Source organism: Halobacillus shinanisalinarum, assembly GCF_022919835.1.
Taxonomy (GTDB): domain Bacteria; phylum Bacillota; class Bacilli; order Bacillales; family Halobacillaceae; genus Halobacillus_A; species Halobacillus_A shinanisalinarum.
This window is the reverse complement of record NZ_CP095074.1, coordinates 2,132,087-2,153,647: the sequence shown is the minus strand read 5'-3', so window position 1 is coordinate 2,153,647 and position 21,561 is coordinate 2,132,087. Positions and strand designations below refer to the sequence as shown.

23 protein-coding genes are annotated in these 21,561 nt (G+C 42.2%); 16 read left to right on the top strand and 7 right to left on the bottom strand.

Going from position 1 to position 21,561, the window contains the following annotated elements; translation table 11 throughout:
• Window positions 1-63: 63 nt before the first annotated feature.
• The 4 genes from MUO14_RS10620 to MUO14_RS10605 are packed head-to-tail and all read right to left on the bottom strand — an operon-like array spanning window position 64 to window position 3,505.
• Complete coding sequence (locus MUO14_RS10620; RefSeq protein WP_396265841.1) at window positions 64-696, bottom strand: ABC transporter permease; 633 nt, start codon at window positions 694-696, stop codon at window positions 64-66.
• Between the two features lie 58 nt (window positions 697-754).
• Entirely contained in the window at window positions 755-1,675 is a 921-nt protein-coding gene (locus tag MUO14_RS10615) for an osmoprotectant ABC transporter substrate-binding protein (RefSeq protein WP_244755188.1), read from the bottom strand.
• A 19-nt stretch (window positions 1,676-1,694) separates the two neighbouring features.
• Window positions 1,695-2,348, bottom strand: a complete 654-nt coding sequence (locus tag MUO14_RS10610) for an ABC transporter permease (RefSeq protein WP_244755187.1) — start codon at window positions 2,346-2,348, stop codon at window positions 1,695-1,697.
• Window positions 2,349-2,359: 11 nt separating this feature from the next.
• Window positions 2,360-3,505: a betaine/proline/choline family ABC transporter ATP-binding protein gene (locus MUO14_RS10605; protein ID WP_244755186.1), complete on the bottom strand. Its 1,146-nt coding sequence runs from the start codon at window positions 3,503-3,505 to the stop codon at window positions 2,360-2,362.
• A gap of 290 nt (window positions 3,506-3,795) precedes the next feature.
• Between MUO14_RS10605 and MUO14_RS10600 the strand changes: the two genes are divergently transcribed.
• From MUO14_RS10600 to MUO14_RS10580, 5 genes are all read left to right on the top strand, one after another.
• Window positions 3,796-4,353 carry a GbsR/MarR family transcriptional regulator gene (locus tag MUO14_RS10600; protein ID WP_244755185.1) on the top strand — a complete coding sequence of 186 codons (558 nt, stop codon included), beginning with the start codon at window positions 3,796-3,798 and terminating at the stop codon, window positions 4,351-4,353.
• Between the two features lie 52 nt (window positions 4,354-4,405).
• Entirely contained in the window at window positions 4,406-5,299 is an 894-nt protein-coding gene (locus MUO14_RS10595) for a beta-keto acid cleavage family enzyme (protein ID WP_244755184.1), read from the top strand.
• 4 nt (window positions 5,300-5,303) lie between these two features.
• Window positions 5,304-6,275 (top strand): 3-hydroxyacyl-CoA dehydrogenase NAD-binding domain-containing protein, encoded by a 972-nt coding sequence (locus tag MUO14_RS10590; RefSeq protein ID WP_244755183.1) that lies wholly within the window; start codon window positions 5,304-5,306, stop codon window positions 6,273-6,275.
• Window positions 6,276-6,290: 15 nt separating this feature from the next.
• Window positions 6,291-6,767 (top strand): thioesterase family protein, encoded by a 477-nt coding sequence (locus MUO14_RS10585; RefSeq protein WP_244755182.1) that lies wholly within the window; start codon window positions 6,291-6,293, stop codon window positions 6,765-6,767.
• 367 nt (window positions 6,768-7,134) lie between these two features.
• Entirely contained in the window at window positions 7,135-7,323 is a 189-nt protein-coding gene (locus tag MUO14_RS10580) for an aspartyl-phosphate phosphatase Spo0E family protein (protein ID WP_244755181.1), read from the top strand.
• A 195-nt stretch (window positions 7,324-7,518) separates the two neighbouring features.
• Here the strand turns inward: MUO14_RS10580 and MUO14_RS24295 are convergent, their stop codons facing one another.
• Together MUO14_RS24295 and MUO14_RS10575 are read right to left on the bottom strand one after the other, a co-directional pair.
• The gene (locus tag MUO14_RS24295) at window positions 7,519-7,653 is read right to left on the bottom strand and encodes a hypothetical protein (RefSeq protein ID WP_255822189.1); all 135 of its coding nucleotides are present in this window, start codon (window positions 7,651-7,653) and stop codon (window positions 7,519-7,521) included.
• 1,008 nt (window positions 7,654-8,661) lie between these two features.
• Complete coding sequence (locus MUO14_RS10575) at window positions 8,662-9,375, bottom strand: GntR family transcriptional regulator (RefSeq protein WP_244755180.1); 714 nt, start codon at window positions 9,373-9,375, stop codon at window positions 8,662-8,664.
• Window positions 9,376-9,591: 216 nt separating this feature from the next.
• On the opposite strand from MUO14_RS10575, the gene MUO14_RS10570 reads away from it, so the two are divergent.
• The 3 genes from MUO14_RS10570 to MUO14_RS10560 are packed head-to-tail and all read left to right on the top strand — an operon-like array spanning window position 9,592 to window position 13,096.
• Window positions 9,592-10,920, top strand: coding sequence for a 6-phospho-alpha-glucosidase (locus tag MUO14_RS10570; protein ID WP_244755179.1), 1,329 nt, complete (start codon window positions 9,592-9,594; stop codon window positions 10,918-10,920).
• A 25-nt stretch (window positions 10,921-10,945) separates the two neighbouring features.
• Complete coding sequence (chbG, locus tag MUO14_RS10565) at window positions 10,946-11,668, top strand: chitin disaccharide deacetylase (protein WP_244755178.1); 723 nt, start codon at window positions 10,946-10,948, stop codon at window positions 11,666-11,668.
• A 30-nt stretch (window positions 11,669-11,698) separates the two neighbouring features.
• Entirely contained in the window at window positions 11,699-13,096 is a 1,398-nt protein-coding gene (locus MUO14_RS10560; RefSeq protein ID WP_244755177.1) for a PTS transporter subunit EIIC, read from the top strand.
• Between the two features lie 89 nt (window positions 13,097-13,185).
• On the opposite strand, the gene MUO14_RS10555 is transcribed toward MUO14_RS10560, so the two are convergent.
• On the bottom strand, window positions 13,186-13,647 hold the full coding sequence (locus MUO14_RS10555) for a GNAT family N-acetyltransferase (RefSeq protein WP_244755176.1): 462 nt from the start codon (window positions 13,645-13,647) through the stop codon (window positions 13,186-13,188).
• A gap of 174 nt (window positions 13,648-13,821) precedes the next feature.
• Here MUO14_RS10555 and MUO14_RS10550 point away from each other — a divergent pair, with 174 nt between their 5' ends.
• The 8 genes from MUO14_RS10550 (at window position 13,822) to MUO14_RS10515 (ending at window position 21,530) form a co-directional block, all read left to right on the top strand.
• Window positions 13,822-13,995 carry a hypothetical protein gene (locus MUO14_RS10550; protein WP_244755175.1) on the top strand — a complete coding sequence of 58 codons (174 nt, stop codon included), beginning with the start codon at window positions 13,822-13,824 and terminating at the stop codon, window positions 13,993-13,995.
• A 574-nt stretch (window positions 13,996-14,569) separates the two neighbouring features.
• Window positions 14,570-15,097, top strand: a complete 528-nt coding sequence (locus MUO14_RS10545; RefSeq protein WP_244755174.1) for a GNAT family N-acetyltransferase — start codon at window positions 14,570-14,572, stop codon at window positions 15,095-15,097.
• Complete coding sequence (locus MUO14_RS10540) at window positions 15,094-15,489, top strand: DUF4440 domain-containing protein (RefSeq protein ID WP_244755173.1); 396 nt, start codon at window positions 15,094-15,096, stop codon at window positions 15,487-15,489. The genes MUO14_RS10545 and MUO14_RS10540 overlap by 4 nt, the downstream gene beginning before the upstream one ends.
• A gap of 116 nt (window positions 15,490-15,605) precedes the next feature.
• On the top strand, window positions 15,606-16,919 hold the full coding sequence (locus MUO14_RS10535; protein ID WP_244755172.1) for a lysine N(6)-hydroxylase/L-ornithine N(5)-oxygenase family protein: 1,314 nt from the start codon (window positions 15,606-15,608) through the stop codon (window positions 16,917-16,919).
• Between the two features lie 369 nt (window positions 16,920-17,288).
• Complete coding sequence (argC, locus tag MUO14_RS10530) at window positions 17,289-18,323, top strand: N-acetyl-gamma-glutamyl-phosphate reductase (RefSeq protein WP_244755171.1); 1,035 nt, start codon at window positions 17,289-17,291, stop codon at window positions 18,321-18,323.
• A gap of 24 nt (window positions 18,324-18,347) precedes the next feature.
• Window positions 18,348-19,571 (top strand): bifunctional ornithine acetyltransferase/N-acetylglutamate synthase, encoded by a 1,224-nt coding sequence (gene argJ / locus MUO14_RS10525; RefSeq protein WP_244755170.1) that lies wholly within the window; start codon window positions 18,348-18,350, stop codon window positions 19,569-19,571.
• Window positions 19,534-20,349 carry an acetylglutamate kinase gene (argB, locus tag MUO14_RS10520; RefSeq protein WP_244755169.1) on the top strand — a complete coding sequence of 272 codons (816 nt, stop codon included), beginning with the start codon at window positions 19,534-19,536 and terminating at the stop codon, window positions 20,347-20,349. Before argJ ends, argB begins: the two co-directional genes overlap by 38 nt.
• A complete protein-coding gene (locus tag MUO14_RS10515) occupies window positions 20,346-21,530 on the top strand; it encodes an acetylornithine transaminase (protein ID WP_244755168.1) in 1,185 nt (394 codons plus the stop codon). Before argB ends, MUO14_RS10515 begins: the two co-directional genes overlap by 4 nt.
• Window positions 21,531-21,561 lie beyond the last annotated feature (31 nt).

Sequence of the window (21,561 nt, the reverse complement as noted above, 5' to 3'; positions counted from 1 at the left end):
TGGGCTCAGTCCCTGATCTCGTATATATAGTAAAGCAGCTGAGGGGGAAGCCCTCGGCTGCTGCTAGACCGTTTCTTCTGTTTTACTCGCACTTTTTACCTTAACAGGTGAAAGCAATCGCTCAAGCCAGCCCATTACTACATCGGCAACGACTGCCATTACTGCCGTGGGGATGGCCCCGGCCAGAATAATAGCCGCACCATTTGTGGCGTTTGTACCACGAATGATAATATCCCCTAAACCTCCTGCTCCGATAAACGTGCCAATAGTGGCAATACCGATCGCGATAACCAGAGCAGTCCTAAGCCCGGCCATAATAACTGACAAAGCTAAAGGCAATTCTACCATCCTCAGCAATTGGAATTTTGTCATTCCCATGCCGCGTCCAGATTCAAGCAGCGCACTATCCACACTGCGAATTCCTGTATACGTATTTCTTAGAATGGGCAAAAGGGAATATAGGAACAACGCAAAGACAACGGTATTGGCCCCAAGCCCCATGGCCAGCATAAGAACAGCCAGCATAGCCAGGGCTGGAATAGTTTGAATAATGTTCGTAAGTGAAATCACCCAAGCGCTTAATCTGGCCCGGCGTGCAATAATGATGCCAATGGGGATGGCAACAATCGCTGCAAATAAAACACCATAGGCAGACATTAGAAAATGGCGGAAAAATTCCTCCCCTACATACGTCATATTTTGCGAATAATAGAACCACAGTTCTTCAAGTATTTTCAAGTGAGATCACCCCCAGTTAGTTTTGTTCGAAATAATTGTGTTTTTCCAAAAAGTCTTTGGCTACAAGTGCAGGTTCTTTCATTTTTACGTTAGCCATATAGTTCATCTCACGCATTTTTTGTGTGCTTATTGTCCCGGACAACTTCTTGAGAATATCTCGGAGTTCAGGATGCTTATTAAGCACTTCGTTGCGGGCTACTGGTGAACTATCGTATGGTGGGAAAAGATGTTTATCGTCCTCTAAAGTAACTAGATCGAATGACTCGAGACGACCATCAGTAGTATAGGCCAGCACGACATCCATTTCTCCGCTTTCAACCGCCTTATAAACTAAGCCAATCGACATTGGAAAGATACGGCCGAATTCATATCCATATTTTTTAACAAACGATTCATAGCCGACACCCGGGCGCTCTATCCAGGAGCTGTCCACACCCAGCCTTAGTTCAGAAGCGATCGACTCCAGATCTGATACGGTCTTTAGATTTTCTTTTTCCGCCAATTCACTTGTTACGGTAAAAGCGTATGAATTGGCAAAACCGTATGAGTCAAACCATGTCTGGTTGAATTGTTGTTGGAATTCCTTTTTTACTACTTTGAGGGCTTTGTCCGGATCGGTGATCGGCTCCCTCCCTAATGCACCAACTAAATCTGTACCGGTGTATCTTGTGGCAGTGATATCCACATCACCTGACATCATCGCTTCATGTTGTACAGTGGAAGATCCCATATTTGAAATCATCTCTGTTTCAAGATCCGTGTAATGATTGATCATGAGTCGAACCATATTTCCCATAATAGATGATTCAGCAGTACCGAGCGTACCAATGGTGACAGTTTTCTCAGAAGGTCCGCTTAATCCAGGTAGTGAACAACCGCCAAGTAAAGTTAAAGTGAGTAACAACGCGACAATTGATTTCTTATTTGTTTTAACCATCTTGTAATGATCCCCCTTTCTAAAAGGCTTCCTGTGAATCTCTGATGCCTTTCGGTGTCGCTCCTCTCTCAAGACGTCCAAGAAGTAAGTCCGTTAACATCGCCATTAAGGTAACAGGGATAGCCCCTGCGATGATAAGGTCTGGACGGTACAGGTTTAATCCGTTAAAAATGTAATCACCCAATCCGCCGGCACCGATAAACGAAGCAAGGGTTGCCCAACCAATCAGGTAAACCGTTGATACTCGAACACCTGCCATAATAACCGGAACGGCAAGCGGTAATTCAACATCACGGATACGCTGCAGGCCGCTCATACCCATTCCACGTCCTGCTTCCAACAAGCTTTTGTTAACGTCTTTCACCCCTATATAGGTGTTTCTTAACATTGGTAACATTGAATAGAAAAATAATGCGGCAATGGCAGGAACCTTCCCAACCCCGAGAATAGGGATAAAGAAGGCAAGGATCGCAAGGCTTGGAAATGTTTGAACGACCCCGACCGTTCCGATTATAAATCCTGCAAGTTTAGGAACGCGTGTAAGCGCCACTCCCAGAGGAATCGCAACGATAACGCCAAGTAGAACGGCGATCAGCGAAATGTAAAAGTGTTCCCATGTTTTCATTAACAATTCATTTCCATTGTTCGCTAAAAACTCTAACATTTGATCCATCTCATCCCCTCCTATAGATCCGTCGTGGCGAGTTGATCCTCTTCGCCCCAAATGGAGTCATATACAACATCAGCAAGGCTGGCTCTGGTCACGAGACCACGAAGGTGTTGTTCCTCATCAATAACTGGGACATATTTCATGCCTCTTCTTAATATTTTGTGGATCGTATCCCGCAGCAATGTTCCTTCTGTTACCGTGTACAATTCCGTATTCAGTACATCCCCTACTTGAGTTGCTCTTTTACGATTTTGATCAATAATTTCAATATCAATATAACCTTTTAAAATTCCCTGACCGTCAACAACAAGCAATGAATCCACTCTGCGCTGCTTCATGATTTGAATCGCTTCAGATAGTGTTTTGTCTTCGGTCACTGTTGCGGGGTCGGGACTCATAATCTGTTCAACGGTTTGTATGGTCGGTCTTGCTTGTACCAACCGTTCTTTGCCAATAAACTCTTCTACAAAGTTGTCGACTGGATTTCGCAGAATTTCATCAGGAGTTCCGACTTGTACCAATTGTCCGTCACGCATAATCACAATTCGGTCTGCCAGCTTAAGGGCTTCATCCATATCGTGTGTGACAAATACGATCGTTTTCCCTAGTGATTGCTGCAGTTTCTTAAATTCTTCCTGTAATGAATCTCGTGTGATCGGATCAAGAGCACCGAACGGTTCGTCCATTAAGATGAGAGGAGGATCTGCTGCAAGCGCACGTAATACGCCAATACGCTGTTGTTGACCCCCACTTAGTTCATGCGGGAAGCGATCCAGATAGCCCTGCTCCATGTCCACAAGCTGTAGTAATTCTTCTGCACGGCTGCGGCGTTTATCCTCAGGCCATTTCAACAGCTTTGGAACTAGTGAAATGTTCTCTTGTATCGTCATATGTGGAAACAATCCAATTTGTTGAATGACGTAGCCAATTTCACGCCTGAGCTGCACCAAATCTTTTTCCAAAATATTTTCCCCTTCAATAAGAATACTCCCTTGTGAAGGCTCTATCAGACGGTTAATCATTTTCATTGTTGTTGTTTTTCCGCAACCACTTGGCCCGATAAAAACAACGAATTCCCCTTTCTCAACCTCCAAGTTCATATTATCAACCGCTTTATTTTCTCCCTCGTACACTTTTGTTACGTGATCGAATTTCAGCAAGTTAAAGCCACCTCCAAAAAATTTTCATATCGTATTTCTTTTTCCAGCAACACTGAGGATGATTCGGCAATAGCCTCAGTATAAAGAAGAATTTATAAAAAATAAAGTGCGTTTATTGTATATATAATACATATAGTTTATAAAATTTTAATTGCATAAAATATATCGGGGAATTTACTTAAGATTACCCTTACTAACTTTTAAATGCTTCAAAATACTCGTTTTCCATTTTTAAACCAGGTGTGTTACATTGTTTTATATAAAGCAGGAAGTCGAGAGGATGAAGGTATGTGGAAGAAAAACCGTTCGACAAAACGAGAGAAGTTGAAGAACAGTTTGTAGAAAAGATCGCCGACAATATGCATACGTTTGGGATATCGACAACCGTAGGGCGCGTTCTCGGGACTATTTATATGAATAGGGAACCGATGACTCTTGACGAATTATCCGAGAGTCTCGGTATGAGCAAAACCCGGATGAGCCAGGTTGTCCGTGAAATGTTAGATCTTAATATTGCGGAAAAGGCATTTAAAAAAGGTGTGCGCAAAGACATGTATAATGTTGAGCGCGATTATTATCAAACCTTTATATCTCTATTTACATCTAACTGGCGCAAAGCTATAAGTAAAAGCAAAATGTTCGAGCAAAAACTTCAGCGAGAGCTAGCGGAGATAGAGAAAACTGAAAACCTAGATGAAGAAACTGAACAAAAAATTGATGAATTGCTAAAGGAAACGAGGATTTGGCTGGACTACTACGATTGGATTAACCGGCTGATCGAGTTTTTTGAAAGCGGAGAGGTTTTTAAACACGTACCTGTTCGTGAAGACAAAGAAACAAATAATTAGTTCCCTATTAGCACATCCTATACTAATGAGAAATACGCAAGGAGGATTTATCATGCAGAAAAAAATTATATTATCTTGTGCCGTGACAGGGGCTGGAGACACGGTTTCTAAAAATCCATATGTGCCTGTGACACCAAAAGAAATCGCAGATGCTTCCATTAAAGCTGCAAAAGCAGGAGCAACCATTGCACACATTCATGCTCGTGATCCGGAGACTGGGCAATTGAGTCACGATGTGAACCTATTCCGAGAGGTCGTAGAACGGGTTCGGGAAGCTGACACGGACGTTATATTGAATATCACTGCTGGTGGAGGCGGCGATTGGATACCAAGTGATGAAGATCCGACACGTGGTGGTCCAGGGACAGATATGCAAACACCTGAAGAACGCCATGAACCGGTCGGTCAACTACTTCCGGAAATCTGCACGTTGGATTGCGGAAGTGTTAACTTTGGTAATCAGGTATATATTAGTCCAACAGATTGGTTGAGAAAGCAGGCAAGCCTGATCCAGCAAAGTGGTGTACGGGCAGAACTTGAATGCTTTGATACCGGTCATATCCGCTTCGCCAACCAACTGGTAGACGAAGGGCTGATTGATGGCGATCCACTTTTCCAATTTTGCCTCGGTATTCCATGGGGAGCGGCAGCTGATGCTGAAACGATCGCTTATATGAAGAGCCGCATTCCAGAGAATGCACGCTGGGCAGCCTTTGGTATCGGGAGAATGCAAATGCCGATCGTAGCCCAATCAGCTTTACAAGGTGGAAATATTCGGGTAGGCCTAGAGGATAATATTTACTTGAAAAAAGGTGTTCTGGCCTCTAATGAACAATTGGTCGACAGGGCTGTAGGTATCGTACAGAATCTCGGTTCTGACATTATGACTCCAGCAGAAGCGCGAGAAACACTGGATCTGCGAAATCCGCATGGAAAGGATAAATAACATCATGGCACAACAAAATACATTGATTAAGCACATTACTGTAGTAGGAACAGGGGTAATAGGCACTGGTTGGATCACTCGTTTTTTGGCGAACGGTTATACAGTGACGGCAACAGACCCTGCGCCAGAAGCGGAATCCAATATGCACGAAGCAGTACGGAATGCCTGGCCTGCCATGGAAAGGTACGGGCTGAGCGAAGGCGCATCAATAGCTAACCTTTCTTTTGAAAAGGATTTAAAGAAAGCTGTGGCTGAAGCAGATTTTATCCAGGAGAATGTACCGGAGCGAGACGCGCTGAAACGTCAAGTAATTGCAGAAATTGATGAGCACGCCAAAATGGATGCAATCATTGCCTCAAGCACTTCGGGGATCGTTCCGAGTGTTCTGCAACAGGATTGCACATTACACCCGGAGCGTGTGATGGTCGCTCATCCATTTAATCCGGTTTATCTAGTTCCACTAGTCGAGGTTGTCGGTGGTGAGAAAACAGATCAGATATTCATAGAAAAATCAAGGGTATTCTATGAGAGTCTCAACATGAAGCCGCTTATCGTTCAAAAAGAAGTTGAAGGTCACGTGGCAGATAGGTTGATGGAGGCGATATGGAGAGAAGCGTTGCACATCGTGAATGATGGCGTCGCGACGACAGAGGAAGTCGATGCCTCCATCGTTTACGGTCCAGGATTACGCTGGGCACTTATGGGGCCATTTCTAACCTTGCATATGGGCGGAGGAAAACAAGGGATGAGGCACTTACTTCATCAATTCGGACCAGCCCTGAAGCTTCCATGGACGAAACTGGAAGCTCCAGAGTTAACTGATGAACTGGCTGAAAAGGTGATCACCGGTTGTGAAGCGCAAACGGAAGGCTGCGATATGGCAGAATTGGAAAAACGCCGTGACCAATTTTTAATCGAATTGCAGGAATTGTTGGAAAAATACTGGCCGGCCGCCAATTTGAACGGCAGATTGTAAAGGAGAAGAGTACGAATGACGAATACGTTAGTAGTTTTGAAAGATCATGTACGTAAAGAATGGATTGACTACAATGGCCATATGAATGATGCTGATTATGTTCGAGCTTTCAGCTGGGCGGTTGATGGATTCATGGGTGAAATGGGCTTGAATGAAACGTTTCGTGAAAAGGCGCAATATACCATGTTCACACTTGAAAACCATATCTGTTACTTGGCCGAAATGAAATTCAATGAACCACTAGAAGTCCACGCACATGTACTTGACTATGATGAAAAACGTGTCCATCTCTTTCTTGAGTTGTATGGTGCTGAAGGTAAACGGGCAGCTACCAGTGAACAGATGATGATGGGAATTGAACAACAATCCGGACGTCCTGGCCCGTTCCCAGAAGAAATTTCTTCGAAGTTAAAACAGTTGGCGGATGAGTATGCTGTTGAAACAAAGCCGAAGGAAGCTGGCCGCGTAATAGGGATCCGTAAGAAAAAATAAAGTCTCAGGACTTCTAGATAAACCCGATAAAGGCGCGGCCTATGGTAGTAGGTTGCGCCTTTTAACTAATTTTTTTCTCATGGAGTGTCAGATTTTGATGGGCAGTTATATATAAGAAAAAGCTAACCTTCCTTTTGGATATCGGCAGAACCGGTTCTTTTAACGCTCAAAATGATATAAACGTAGTATCCCGTACCAGACATACTTTATTAAACACCAAAAAACAATAATGTCTGATTTTGAGAGGTATTGACTTTGTTTGTAGAATCAGTTGATTTATTTTAAATAAGTAATCATAATGATACCGTTGTGTTTTGAGACTAATGATCTATATTAACTAATGACATTCACGAGAGGAAGAAAATAGATGACACAAGTGATAGAACCGGTTCGGTATGATTTATCAACAGCTATTTCAGTTAAAAAGAAGAAGATGGTTGAACTAGGTATGAAGTATGGATTGGCTGATAAGAGAACAATAAAATGCAGTCAACAACTTGATGAGCTTTTAAATAGATATACAAGTGTAAAACATCAATCATATGAAATTATTTAATATAGAGACTTTTATTGAGTAGCTGAAAATGGGAGAATAGTAAAGACCATAATTAGAAAAATTGCCAGACATATCATTGGTAAAACCTAAAATACTTAAGCTTAATTTTATCATCACACCTCTATCTATTTGTTGGATAATGCTACCCAACACTACGGATAATGAGAGCTGAGAACTATTATACTTAGTCTTGTTTTAAACCTCATGAATTCCCACAAAAGAGACTCCTTGCTCAAGAAATAAGCTCATTAATGGATACTTTAAAATAAAGGTTTGGTAGGTACAGACGAATTCTTCTTCTGCTACGGTTTCGGATTGACCCCAATGCAACTTGCAGTAAGGCCTCCTCCTAAGGTAACTTCTGCTTACACCTTCTAACTATCTTCTTTTATCTTAAAAATAGAGAATTATAAAAACCTGTTTGCTAAATCAACAAAAGTATCCGGTAGGTAGCGGAATTCTCTTCAACTTTTGCTGTAGAATTATAACTCACTGATTTAGCAGTAGTTAGTCCACAGTGTAAAGCAGCTTAATCCAAGGCCTATGAGTTACTATTGTGTACAATAGAAGGAGTCTATCATGGGTTCTTTTATTATGTTGAAAGGGGCTTCACTTTTTTGAACAGTTAATTATACTATAGTTGAATCAATTTCATAATTTAAGCCCCTTCTGCCCCAAGGGATTCAAAACGCAAAAAAGGAAGTACCTCCCTAAACCTAGTCAAGTAGGAAATTTGAAATCATTTTTATTAGGTTAAAGGCAGTAATCTGGAAGACTCTATCTCGAGATATGTTTCCGTTTCCTTGGATGGAGAAGGAGGTCCGGGAAATCACTCGCTTTCCGTAGGCATCCGCTGAGTCTCCTCGGACTCCGTCCTCCGGGGTCTCACCTGTCATGTTCATCCTACAGGAGTCTCGCCATTTCCCGGGCCTCCTTGTGTTTGTGAGAAGAACGGAAACACTCCAGGTTCACAAGTCACCCAAAACGACAGAAGAAATTCTTATCAGAGAGCAAAAATTTCTCTGTGACGCGGTTATTATGCCGATGGGACACGTAAAAGAGCTTCCGATTTTAGATATCATCCAAATCGAGTTAATTCAGAGTATGACACCCCATGAGCTTCAAGAAGTAGGCATAAATAGAATGGGTGAATTTGTACATACGCATACATGACTTTAAATCGTGCATATATATCACGTCAAATCGTATATAAAACGAGTGAAATAAACAAAAAATCTCCCAAAACCGCAACTATCTCATTAAATGCCTTGTCATTGAAAAGTAGTTTTTCAATGCTTCAATATTCGTGAGCTTTTTTAGATAAATCCTATCTTTAAGTTAGAAACGTTTAGATGTGAATTTAAACGTATATTTCTCACTTCTGAAATACAGTCGTGTGTACTCAAAGATCGTATCATCATTAAAATAAGCCCATAAATTCATGGATAGAATGGATGCATCCCCTTCTAACTGAAGGATCCTCTTCAACTCCTCATTAGGGGATAACGGTAGAATCTCCCCTTGCCGCTCTTTAATGACATAGCCTTTATTTTCTACATATTTGTATTTTGAGCGAGTCATGACATCCACGGATAGATCAGGGAACAAGGAAACAGGCATATACGTTTCCTCTAGAATCATAGGTTCGTTGTCCACGCATCGTAATCTTCGAATAAAGAAGACCTTCTCCCCACTTTCAAGCTGCAGTGTTTCTTTCAACTGATCTTCAGGATCCAGCATATTAAAATCAAGGACTTGGTTTGTAGGTGTCTGGTTTAAGTGTGTCATTTCCTCTGTAAAACTTTGTAAACGGTAAATATCATGTTCAATTTTTTGATTCTTTACATATGTGCCACTGCCACGAACCCGATAGAGAATGTCTTCTTCAACTAACAACTTTATGGATTGCCTAATTGTTACTCGGCTGACTTGATATTTTGTAGAAAGCTTGTTCTCTGAAGGGATGGCCTCATCCTTATTAAGCTTTGCTGTAATGATATCGTTCTTAATTTTTTTGGCGACTTGTTTATATAAAGGTGTATTTGCATTCAAGTTGATCACCACCATGGAATTATGTATTGGATTTGTATTGATCGTTAACACAACTATAACGGATTCTGCAGTTTATTTCATCCTCCATATGCCGAAAAATTATTTTTATGACTTAATTTCTTATTTTATAATACAAATATAATGCATAATTGGTATTGAATATGTATTATAATAGTGTTATAAATGATGTAAGAGATGAATGGAAGGGGCATGTACATGAGGAAACAGCGCTTAGTTGTTGTCGGTAGTGGAAGCACGTACACAATGGGTATGATGATGAGTTTGATAGCTGAGAAAGACCGTTTTCCCTTAAAGGAAGTCGTGTTCTATGATACTGATGAGCAACGCCAGGAGCGAAATGCTAAAGCAACAGAAATCCTATTTAAAGAACGTTACTCAGAATTAGAATCGTTCTCTTATACTACTGATAAAAAAGAAGCCTTTGAAAATGTAGATTTTGTTTTTGTCCAAATCCGTACTGGCGGTTTAGCAATGCGAGAGCAAGATGAACAGATTGCTTTAAGACATGGAGTCGTTGGCCAGGAGACGTGCGGCCCTGGAGGGATGGCTTATGGATTGCGCTCCATTAAGGATATGATCGAGCTTGTAAATGATGTTCGCCGCTTCTCGCCGAATGCTTGGATTCTTAATTATACAAATCCAGCAGCAATTGTTGCGGAGGCACTCAACAGGGAATTTCCGAAAGATGATCGTTTACTCAACATCTGCGATATGCCGATTGCCATCATGATTAGTTACGCAAAAATTCTCGGAATTGATGTATGGGATATTGTGCCGGAATACTTCGGACTGAATCATTTTGGGTGGTTTACAAAAATTTATGATAAAGAAGGGAATGATCTTACTGAACGCTTGAAAGAACGGATTATTGATACGGGTTTCTCTCCAGAAGATGAAGCAATTGCCAATGATATCTCCTGGCAAAAGACGTTCGATCAGGCTCGCCAAATGCTGATTGATTTTCCTGAATTTCTACCAAATACGTATTTACAATATTACCTTTATCCAGAAGCAATGGTAGAAAAGGAGGATCCTAATCACACACGGGCTAGACAAGTCATTGAAGGCCGTCAGAAGCATGTACACGATCTCTGTGAGCGTATCATCGACAAGGGGACAGCCAGAGAGGAAGAGTTACACGTTGATGTTCACGGTGTGTTTATGGTTAAGGCAGCTGAATCACTTGCATACAATCTAGGTGAGAGATTCATAGTATTGGTAGAAAACAATGGGGTCATCCCAAATCTACCAGCGAATGCAATGGTAGAAGTACCAGCCCTTTTAACTAGCAGCGGCCCAAAGCCTTTTTCCGTTGGAGAAATCCCTACTTTCTACAAAGGATTAATTGAGGGGCAGTTAGCCTATGAACAACAAGTTGTTGACGCCTATTTTGAAACAAGTTATCAGAAGCTCGTTCAAGCACTTACGCTAAATCGTACAGTAATCAGCGCAACGAAGGCTAAAGAAATTGTAGATGACTTGATCGTTGCTAATGAGAAGTATTGGCCAAGATTTAAGAAGTGATTCAAGCTACGAGGAGGGATGCTTTATGAAAAAGCTGATTATTAATGCGGATGATTTTGGTTATTCAAGAGGGGTGAACTATGGCATAATCGACGCTTATCAGTATGGTGTGTTAACCTCTACAACCTTTATGTCAAACATGCCAGGTGCAGATCACGCAGCTTCATTGGCCAGACAGAACCCCGAGCTTGGGGTCGGTGTACATCTCGTATTAACTTATGGAAGACCATTACTGGGAAATCATAGAACTATCGTTGATGCCGAGGGTGATTTTCGAAAATTGAACTTCTATAAGGGAGCTTTCACAATTGATTATGGCGAGGTGTATGCCGAGTGGAAGGCGCAAATCGAAAAGTTCCTATCCTATGGATTGCAGCCTACTCACCTAGATAGTCACCACCATATCAATTCCTTTGGTGAGATGCCTCAAGTATTCATGAAGCTTGCTAAAGAGTATGGGTTACCTGTACGTAATAATTTGGATCAACAAGAGGTACAAACAACAGATTATTTTTCCTATTTAATTGAGACTGCTTTAAAGGATGATCATTCTCTCGATGAGCTATTCACCGAACATAACTCAGTAGAAGTGATGACACATCCGGCTTATTTAGATAAGCAGCTGTTATCGACATCTTCCTTCACCTATCCACGGGTAGACGAGCTGGAGTTTTTGACAGATTCAAGGATCGCCCGATTGATTGAAGCACGGTCAGATATTCAATTAACGACGTTTAAAGCGCTTTAAGGAACAATTATTTATGAGGGGGAACAAACAATGAAAAGCTTTCTTCAAAAATTTGGAAAGTCGTTACTGGTTCCTATTGTGGCCTTGCCTATTGCTGGGTTACTGCTTCGAATAACAGCTGAGGATATGCTTGATATTCCATTATTTCAGGCTTCGGGAGTTATTTTAGCCCAAATGGATGCGTTAATCGCCATCGGTATTGCCATGGGTCTTGCGAAAACAAAGGACAAAGGGATACCAGCACTGACAGGTTTCCTTGCTATTATCGTATTGAAAGAAGGACTCAAGGTTATGGATCCCGAGTTAAATATGAGTGTCTTCGGGGGAGTCCTGGCGGGTCTGATGGCTGCTTATATTTACAACAAATTTAAAGATACAAAACTGCCAAGTATGTTTGCCTTCTTCAGTGGAGAAAAATTTCCGATTACGATGATTATTTTCACTATGATTCCCGTAGCCGGAATCATGTCCGTCGTCTGGCCCTATGCTCAAGCAGGAATTGACACATTCAGTAAAACATTAATGGGTCTAGGAGCCCTGGGAATCTTTATATTTGGATTCCTGAATCGTTTCTTATTACCATTTGGTTTGCATCACGTGTTAAATACCTATGTTTACTTTGGTTTGGGTGAATATGAAACCGCTTCCGGAGAAGTTGTGGCAGGTGAGATTACCCGATTCTTAAGTGGTGATCCAACAGCCGGTTACTTCATAGGTGGATTCTTCATTACAATGATGTTTGGAATTCCCGCAATTGCATTAGCAATTACGAAGGCAGCGAAAAAGAGAAAACAAGAAACGAAATCACTTATGTCCTCGGGGGCCGCCACCTCAGTTGTAACGGGGATTACGGAACCAATTGAATTTACATTTCTATTCACTTCGCCATTATTATACTTTTTGCATTCGGTTTACACTGGATTAGCAGGAGCTGTCCTTTATATTCTCCATATTAGGCACGGATTTTCATGGGGAGCAGGGGCGATTGATTATTTCTTAAACCTCAATTTATCAGATGGAGGATTATGGATCATCCCAATAGGATTTGTCTTCTTTGGATTGTATTACTTCACCTTCTATACACTAATCGTGAAAAAAGATATTCCAGTGATCGGCAGGGGAGAAGATCTCGAATTTGATGAGGTAGCTGCCGACAAAGAAAAAGAATTAGAATTGACCCACTCGAACCATGAATATATGGCTAAGAAGATCCTTGAGTCTATTGGTGGGAAAGAAAATGTCCTCTCCAATGACCACTGCATGACACGACTTCGTTTAGAATTAAAAGATGTAGAGGTTGTTGATGAAGATCGCATCAAGCAAACCGGTGCTCATGGAGTAATTAAAATCGATAAACAAAGCATTCAAATTGTAATCGGCTCCGAAGCTACTACCGTCAAGAAAGAGCTCGATAAGTTTCTAGATTAATATGTTTAATTATTCCACCTCAGGTCATCCATATTATGGATGACCTGAGGTGGAATGGAATACCAACTTAGAACGAAAAGCTCACAGTTTTATGTGAGCTTTTTTCTAAAGCGAATCATATCCAGTGCTTGAATTCCGTCCTCGTAAATAGGTTCAGGATAGCGAGCGAAAAAGTCTTTGTATATATCATCGATACGGAAGCCAGCTTTTTGATAAAAGGCTAAGTTGGCTATACTAGAGTTTGCAGTTCCGACAACCATGTCATGAAGCCCTTTATCTTTATATAGCTTGAAAGCTTTTTTTACTACAAGTTTTCCTAAGCCCTTTCCCTGATAATCCGAATCGATAGCAAAGTTCTTCAACTCAACACTAAGAAGAGAAGGAAATATAAACAGGCAAACCCCTACGATTCTGCCATTATATTCAATAGAGAACATCTCTCCTTCATTGATGTATTCTTTAATGATGTCTTCCGTTTCGTCTGCCAGAAGAATATATGGTAAATAATTGTTTCTTTTCCGTATAGTGGTTAGTTTAATTGAATCCTCCACATAGCATACTCCTAACTAGATAGTTCCTCTTTTCGAATAAATCTTGGTCATTATTAGTCTTTATTAAGGGTGCGAATAAGGAAAAATTTGTTTCAAACGTGTTAAGATAAGAGAAATGGGGTAAGTATTTGATAAAATTAGCACAGCAAATAAGCAAAGAGAGGTGTATGAGTCATGCAAAGGAAAATTTCGATTGCAGGATGGCTGTTGTTCGTGATTGGTGTCGGCTTTTGGGTTTCTGATGCACAAACACCATTATTTGATATAGACTCCGTGTTTGTAGGCATTGGAGCTGTATTGCTGCTTATTTCTGGTGTTATGAAGATAAAGGGCCAACAAAATGAATAACACTTTCTCAATTACTCCATATGCCCCATGTGTATTTACTGGATAGCACTGTTTCACACACCAACTAACACCCCGATCAACCGCTACATGGACAAGCTTAAAAGTAGTCCATTTTCCTAATGAAAAATCCTGTTCTTACCCATTTAAATACCACATTTCGGTTAACAATACGTTCAACTAGGGGTACCGTTCTGCTCCTGCAGTTTTTTTAATCTCCTCAGGATGAAATGGAGAGCGAGGCTTTTCACTAACTATACTAAAAGAGTTGCCCATTCATCCACTTTTTCTACACGCAAATTCACTTCGTACCACTTCTTCGATCGTTCCAAGTCGTTACGGAATAAAAACTCTGCCAATTTGAAATATACGAACCACTCTTTTTTTTTCTTCTTAACATACTCTCAGGAATAAACGCTACAACCCCCACTATATCCATTTTCATACATCGAGGTGTCTGGTAAGGCATGGGGGTTTTGAACACACACTTATAATCAAATACAGGTTTCAGGAAGGAAAATAGATTTTTAAGAAGAAAGTCTAAACTAATGAGGCAATACAAAAAGGATTGATGCACATGAAGATAAAACCGTTTACTAACACGGATAAGGATCTAGAAGCAATTGTGGAAATTTACTGCCAGTCCTTTAAAAAGGAAAACGCAGAAAAAGTCCTCCAAACAATAATCAAGCATTCTACATATGAAGGGTTTTCAGGGATAAAATATGTGAGGGAGAGTGGAAAAGTATTAGGTTTTGCTTATGGGTATTCCTCTCTGCCAGGTCAATTTTACCAAGGGAAATTACAATTGCAGTTGAATGCAGAGGAACGAATTCAATGGCTGGACAACTGTTTTGAATTTGTAGAACTAGCTGTGGCCCCTGAGAGCAGAAAGAGGGGTATTGGGCGTGTGCTCCTTGATGAATTATTAAAGACCACAAGCCACGCTACCTCCATTTTGACTACATCTACTGATAATCTCCCTGCTATCCAATTCTATAAAAAGAACGCCTGGCAGGTTGTGAAAGCCCGAGCAGCTGTCATTCCAAACCTCCCACCCTTAGTGATCATGGGAAAAGAACTGACGAAGGAGGAAGTTAAGTGAATGATGCAAGAAAGGAGTTCACGGTTATGCATGATCAATTTTTGACAGAGTGGTCTAAAGCTTTGAAAAACGGAGATACTTCTACCATCGAAAGAAGAATGCATACGGATTACTATGTTACCTTCTTCTCTGAAAACCAGCATCCTATGTATTTTGATCGTAAGGAAGCGGTAGAAGGAATGCGGGCTTCTGTAGAATCCGCTCGTAGTTTTACAAAAAGACTTAATAACCGAATCACCCGATTAAGGAACAATGACAATGTTGTCGTATTTTATGAACAAGTACTACTTAACAGAGAGCGAGAAGAAATGAGCCGCCTGCTTACTATAGAAAACTGGCGTAAAGTGAACAAACAGTGGCTTATAATTAGAGAAATGGAAGAGAAAATATAAGCCTGGCTCTTAAACAAGGCTCCTCCCAACCCTATGTCACCGTTTACTTAGGAATATGTTAACATTGGAGTAGTGTTCTGGAATGGGACCTTTTCAGAAAAAGGAGTAGTGTAATTATGGAACAACAACAAGACAAAATGTACGACTTAATCGGGGTGGGAGTAGGCCCCTTTAACTTGAGCCTGGCCGCACTCTTAGACGACATAGACAGTGTCGACAGTCTCTTTTTCGAACAAAAAGGCAACTTCGACTGGCACCCAGGCATGCTTATAGAAGGTACTAAAATGCAAGTCCCCTTCATCGCAGACCTCGTAACCATGGCCGATCCAACCAATAAACACAGCTTTCTTAACTACATTAACGAAAACGAACGCATGTACCAATTCTATTTCCTGCAACGACTCGACATCCCACGACGTGAATATAATGAATATTGCCAATGGGTCACGCGCAGGCTCCCAAGCTGCAAGTTCGGCCAACGCGTCACCGGCATACATCACATCAATGACAACGAGGACTACTTCAAAGTAGAAGTGCTCAATCTCGCTACCAACCAAACGAGCGAATTTAAATCAAGGCACCTCGTTATGGGCACAGGCTCCGTACCTGTTATGCCAAAGTCGTTTAAGGATCTCCCTGCTGAAGATGTGTTCCACACCGCAGATTTCCTCCCTAACCGAGAACGTTGCCGAAACGCTAAGTCAATCACCGTCGTTGGCTCCGGACAGAGTGCCGCCGAAACCTTCCGCGAGCTGTTGAAAGAACAACAGGACTACGCTTACAGGCTCGACTGGATTACCCGTTCATCAGGCTTCGCTTCGATGGAAGAATCCAAGCTGAGCCTCGAGCACTTTTCACCCGATTATGTGAATTACTTTTACCAATTGCCACAAAAGCAAAAAGACGAGATCTTTGCAACGCAAGGGTTATATTATAAGGGAATCAGTAATCATACCATTAATGACATCTACAATCTCTTATATGAGTACTCGGTAGGCGGTGACGAGCTTGATGTCGGACTTCAGGTACTCAGTGAAGTGAAGGACATTAAGCCAAGGCAAGACAGCAATGGTTACGAAATCACCTGTTATCACACGCAAAAAAAGCAAGAATTCACACATGAAAGTGATGTTGTGATTACGGCAACCGGCTATAAGCCTAACGTGCCAGACTTTGTTCATTATTTAGGCGATTTTCTTGAATGGGATGAAGAAGGACGTTATAAGGTTGAAGCGGACTATCGACTGAAGAAAACAGATGACTCAACCAATGAAATCTATGTTCACAGCGGGATTTCACATACGCATGGTGTTGGCTCAACAAACCTTGGTCTGTCGGTGCATCGGAATAAGGTGATCATTAACCATTTGATGGGCCGCGAAGTGTATTCGATCCCACAAAAAAACATATTCCAAAATTTTGGATTATAAATGATGCAGAAAAAGGTCAGCTTCGGCTGGCCTTTTTTTGCGTTAATAAGTGCTTATGATGCGTTTGAGGTTATAAAAAGAGCAATACAATTGCACGAAATTCGCTGGGAATTGCATGGAACTGGGTGATAATTGCACATAAAAAAACAATAATTGCAGGAAATAGAGCGATAATTGCATATATCCAAAAAAAGGAAAGCCAATTTGTACCTAATCCGGATTTCATGCTCGGTCTTTCTACCCTTAAAGCCGAAAAAATTCAGAAACTTTCTCATAACCTATTGACAATTTGCACTTAAAAAGGAATAATAGCATAATTATACGGTATTATTAATAAATATACATTTATATACGAAAGGAGCCGGCAGCTTGAAAATAGGAATCGTTGGAGCGACTGGATATGGCGGAGTAGAGCTTTTTAGATTGTTATCCTCACACCCTTCTATTCAGTCCATTAGCTTATATTCTTCCTCACAAGCAGGGGAGAATGTGAACGAAACATACAGCCATTTGAATACGATGCAAGATCAACTGCAGCCATTAGAGCCAGAACATATGAAAGAAGAACTTGATGTCATTTTTCTAGCTACACCTGCTGGCGTGTCAAGCGAGCTAACCCCAAACCTTATAGGCAAAAAAGCGAAAGTGATCGACTTATCCGGGGACCTTCGCCTCCCCAGCCAGGAAGTTTACACACAATGGTACAAGAAAGAGGCAGCACCTGAATCAGTGCTTCAACGGGCGATTTACGGTTTGCCGGAATGGAACAAGGAAGCGATCAAAGCTGCGAAAATCATTGCAAATCCTGGATGCTTTCCAACTGCCGCCCTGCTTGGACTAGGCCCTTTGGTGAATGAAAGGCTTTTAGATCCAAACCGAATCATCATTGATGCGAAGACGGGAGTGTCTGGTGCGGGGAAAAATCCAAGTGCGATCACTCATTTTGCTCATACACAGGAAAATCTGCAAATTTACAAGGTTAATCAGCATCAGCATATTCCAGAAATCGAGCAACAGCTTACGATTTGGAATGAGGCAGTATCACCAGTTACCTTTTCCACTCATCTGATCCCGATGACGAGAGGGATTATGGCAACGATGTACGGAGAGCTGACAAAGGATGTATCCGCTCAACAAATGCATGATTGTTACCAAGCCTATTATGGCGAACATCCTTTTATTAGGGTTAGAAAACAAGGGCAATATCCTTCCACAAAGGATGTTTATGCATCGAATTATTGTGATATGGCTGCAAGCATTGATGAGCGTACACAGCGAGTAACGATTGTTTCTGTGATTGACAATTTAATGAAAGGGGCAGCGAGCCAGGCTGTACAAAATATGAATCTAGTAATGGGGATAGAAGAAACGACGGGCCTTCTTCATGTGCCTGTTTATCCATGATTATCGAAAAGGAGAGGTCAATTGATGCAAGCAACGGAGGCATACACGATTGAAAAAGTGGAAGAAGGAACGATTGTAACGCCTGTAGGCTTTACGGCGGGTGGCCTGCATAGTGGCCTCAGGCGTGTGAAAAAGGATTTCGGCTTACTTATGAGCGATCAGCCTGCCTCCGTCGCAGCTGTTTATACGCAAAGTCATTTTCAGGCTCCTCCCCTTAAAGTAACGCAAGAGAGCATCGCCGCTTCAAGTAAACTGCAGGCGGTAGCCATTAATAGTGCCATAGCGAATGCCTGTACAGGTGAACAGGGGCTTGCAAATGCTTATGAAATGAGAGAACTGATCGCTGATCGCTTCTCTATTCCGAAATCATATGTGGCTGTTACCTCAACGGGTGTAATAGGGGAACAGCTTCCGATGGATAAAATCACTTATGGAGCCCAGAAAGTACAGCCAAATAAAAACGGAGCCAAAGATTTTCAACAAGCGATTTTGACAACAGATACGAAAGAGAAGAAATCATGTTATCAACTGAATATTGATGGTAAAACAGTGACCATCGCAGGTGCAGCGAAAGGATCTGGAATGATTCACCCTAATATGGCGACAATGCTCGGCTTTATTACGACGGATGCAACGGTTGAATCTGAATACTTACAAACGGCCCTAAGTCAGTCAATTGAAAAATCTTTTAACCAAATTACGGTCGATGGGGAAACATCCACGAACGATATGGTGCTTGCTCTTGCGAATGGTGGCATTACCCATGAGCCTTTAACACCACAGCACCCGGATTGGCCAGCTTTTCAACAAACACTTCAGATTGTCTGCGAGGATTTGGCAAAGCAAATCGCAAGGGATGGCGAAGGGGCAACGAAATTAATTGAAGTAAACGTAACAGGTGCCGCTTCAAATCAGGAAGCAAGAATCATTGCGAAGAATGTTGTCGGCTCGAACTTAGTGAAGACAGCCGTGTACGGAATGGATGCCAACTGGGGAAGGATCGTCGGTGCCGTTGGCTATAGCGAGGCAAAGGTCAACGCAGACATGTGCAGCATTTCCATTGAAGATCAGCTTGTTTTCAGTCAAGGCACCCCGTGTCCTTTTTCAGAAGAGCAGGCGAAGGAAGACATGAGTAAGGAAAAGGTGACGATTACGATAGGCCTCCATGAGGGTGATGGAGTGGGAACGGCTTGGGGGTGCGATTTGACGTATGACTATGTCAAAATTAACGCTAGCTACCGAACGTAACGAGAAGCCTTTTGTTGTTGTGAAGCTTGGAGGGAGCATGCTTGATCGGTTATCAGAAGAGTTTTACCAAAGCTTTACGGTGCTGCGCAAGCATTACCATTGCATCATTGTTCATGGTGGAGGTCCGGCGATTACGTCGATGCTGGACCGTCTGAAAATTGAATCCGAGTTCCATGAGGGCTCTAGAAAAACCACAACAGAGAGTCTTGAAGTGGTTGAAATGGTGATGAGCGGGAAGGTGAACGCGCAAATCACCTCAAATCTTGGGAGGCAATCGATTCGGGCGGTTGGTATAAAGGGGTCTGATGCATCGATATTAACTGCAAGCTATGTTGATCAGCAAAAATGGGGCTATGTCGGAAAGATTGAACAGGTAGAAACCGATCTGCTGCTCCGGTTTCTGGAGGCGGATTATCTGCCTGTCCTTGCCCCACTTGGAAAAACGCAAGGCGGGCAAACCCTCAATATTAATGCGGATCTTGCAGCGGCAGCAGTAGCCAAGGCTATGAATGCTGAGAAATTGTTATTTGTGACAGATGTACCCGGAATCATGCGTCAAGGTGCTGTCGTGAAGGAAACTACGCCAAGCGAGATAACCTCACTGATAGAAAATGGTGGGATATACGGAGGGATGATTCCGAAGGTGAAGTCAGCTGTCGAGGCGCTGTCTGATCAACTTCAGGAAGTGAGGATAGTAAGCGGAGAACAGCCACTGATTCAGCAGGACCAAATGGTCGGGACAAAAATTCGATCAAAGCGAAAGGAGGAGGTTGAATGAGTTTATTTCCAACATACAATCGATTTCCACTGACACTTGTATCGGGGAACGGAACGACGGTTGTGGATGATCAAGGAAAAGAATACTTGGATTTTGTATCAGGCATTGCGGTGTGCAATTTAGGCCATCGTCCTCCAGCTGTCCAACAAGCGATGGAGGAGCAGCTTAATAAACTGTGGCACGTGTCGAATTTGTATGAGATCCCTATACAGCAGGAAGCAGCAGAGCTTCTAACAAACGTGACGAATCTAGATTATGTATTCTTTTGTAATAGTGGGGCAGAGGCCAATGAAGCAGCAATCAAACTGGCACGAAAACATACAGGCAAAGAGAAGATTATCACCTTTAAGCAATCCTTTCATGGGCGAACCTTCGCAACGATGAGTGCAACAGGGCAAGATAAAGTTCACGAAGGCTTCGGAACATTGCTGCCGACGTTTGAATACTTGCCATTTAATGATGTGGAAGCACTACAACAACTCCAAAATGATGATGCAGCAGCCATTATGGTTGAAGTGATCCAAGGAGAAGGCGGCGTTGTAGCTGGAACCCCTAAGTTTCTTGAAGCCGTTCAGCAGAAATGTCAGGAGATTGGTGCTTTGCTCATTATCGATGAAGTACAAACAGGAATCGGACGCACAGGTGCCCCTTTTGCGTATCAGCATGTGGAGCTCGATCCTGACATTGTAACCTCCGCAAAAGGCCTTGGGAGTGGCTTCCCAGTTGGGGCGATGATCGGTAAGGAACCACTAGCAGCTTCCTTCAATCCAGGTTCACATGGCTCAACATTTGGAGGAAACCCATTAGGTATGACTGCTGTGAAAGCTACACTTGGGACGGTATTTAATTATCATTTTTTAAAGGAAGTCGAGGAACGAGGAGCTTTTTTTCAAAAGGAATTGCAAGCGCGTCTGCTTCCCTTGGCACCTGTCCACGAAATACGCGGCCAGGGACTAATGATTGGCATTGAAGTGAATACACCAGTTCCGGCGATCATCGAAGAGCTGAGAGAAAAAGGTTTACTTGCCGTCCCTGCAGGAGCACAAGTCTTACGCTTGCTGCCACCTTTAAATGTATCCTATGAGGAACTACAAATAGCAGCTCAACGAATTGAATCCGTACTACAACAAAGCAAATACACAACCCGAGCGGAAGCCAATGTTGAAAATACAACCCTTTAATTTAACAAAACAGAGCGGTGAGCCCGCAACC

What these genes read in the sequence shown, in the direction of transcription:
- MUO14_RS10595 (WP_244755184.1), top strand. Translation starts at nt 4,406, where the DNA reads ATGCAGAAAAAAATTATATTATCTTGTGCCGTGACAGGGGCTGGAGAC.
- MUO14_RS10620 (WP_396265841.1), bottom strand. Translation starts at nt 696, where the DNA reads ATGACGTATGTAGGGGAGGAATTTTTCCGCCATTTTCTAATGTCTGCC.
- MUO14_RS10590 (WP_244755183.1), top strand. Translation starts at nt 5,304, where the DNA reads ATGGCACAACAAAATACATTGATTAAGCACATTACTGTAGTAGGAACA.
- MUO14_RS10615 (WP_244755188.1), bottom strand. Translation starts at nt 1,675, where the DNA reads ATGGTTAAAACAAATAAGAAATCAATTGTCGCGTTGTTACTCACTTTA.
- MUO14_RS10550 (WP_244755175.1), top strand. Translation starts at nt 13,822, where the DNA reads ATGCAAAGGAAAATTTCGATTGCAGGATGGCTGTTGTTCGTGATTGGT.
- MUO14_RS10535 (WP_244755172.1), top strand. Translation starts at nt 15,606, where the DNA reads ATGGAACAACAACAAGACAAAATGTACGACTTAATCGGGGTGGGAGTA.
- MUO14_RS10570 (WP_244755179.1), top strand. Translation starts at nt 9,592, where the DNA reads ATGAGGAAACAGCGCTTAGTTGTTGTCGGTAGTGGAAGCACGTACACA.
- MUO14_RS10580 (WP_244755181.1), top strand. Translation starts at nt 7,135, where the DNA reads ATGACACAAGTGATAGAACCGGTTCGGTATGATTTATCAACAGCTATT.
- MUO14_RS10515 (WP_244755168.1), top strand. Translation starts at nt 20,346, where the DNA reads ATGAGTTTATTTCCAACATACAATCGATTTCCACTGACACTTGTATCG.
- MUO14_RS10560 (WP_244755177.1), top strand. Translation starts at nt 11,699, where the DNA reads ATGAAAAGCTTTCTTCAAAAATTTGGAAAGTCGTTACTGGTTCCTATT.
- argJ (WP_244755170.1), top strand. Translation starts at nt 18,348, where the DNA reads ATGCAAGCAACGGAGGCATACACGATTGAAAAAGTGGAAGAAGGAACG.
- MUO14_RS10545 (WP_244755174.1), top strand. Translation starts at nt 14,570, where the DNA reads ATGAAGATAAAACCGTTTACTAACACGGATAAGGATCTAGAAGCAATT.
- MUO14_RS10585 (WP_244755182.1), top strand. Translation starts at nt 6,291, where the DNA reads ATGACGAATACGTTAGTAGTTTTGAAAGATCATGTACGTAAAGAATGG.
- chbG (WP_244755178.1), top strand. Translation starts at nt 10,946, where the DNA reads ATGAAAAAGCTGATTATTAATGCGGATGATTTTGGTTATTCAAGAGGG.
- argB (WP_244755169.1), top strand. Translation starts at nt 19,534, where the DNA reads ATGACTATGTCAAAATTAACGCTAGCTACCGAACGTAACGAGAAGCCT.
- MUO14_RS10610 (WP_244755187.1), bottom strand. Translation starts at nt 2,348, where the DNA reads ATGGATCAAATGTTAGAGTTTTTAGCGAACAATGGAAATGAATTGTTA.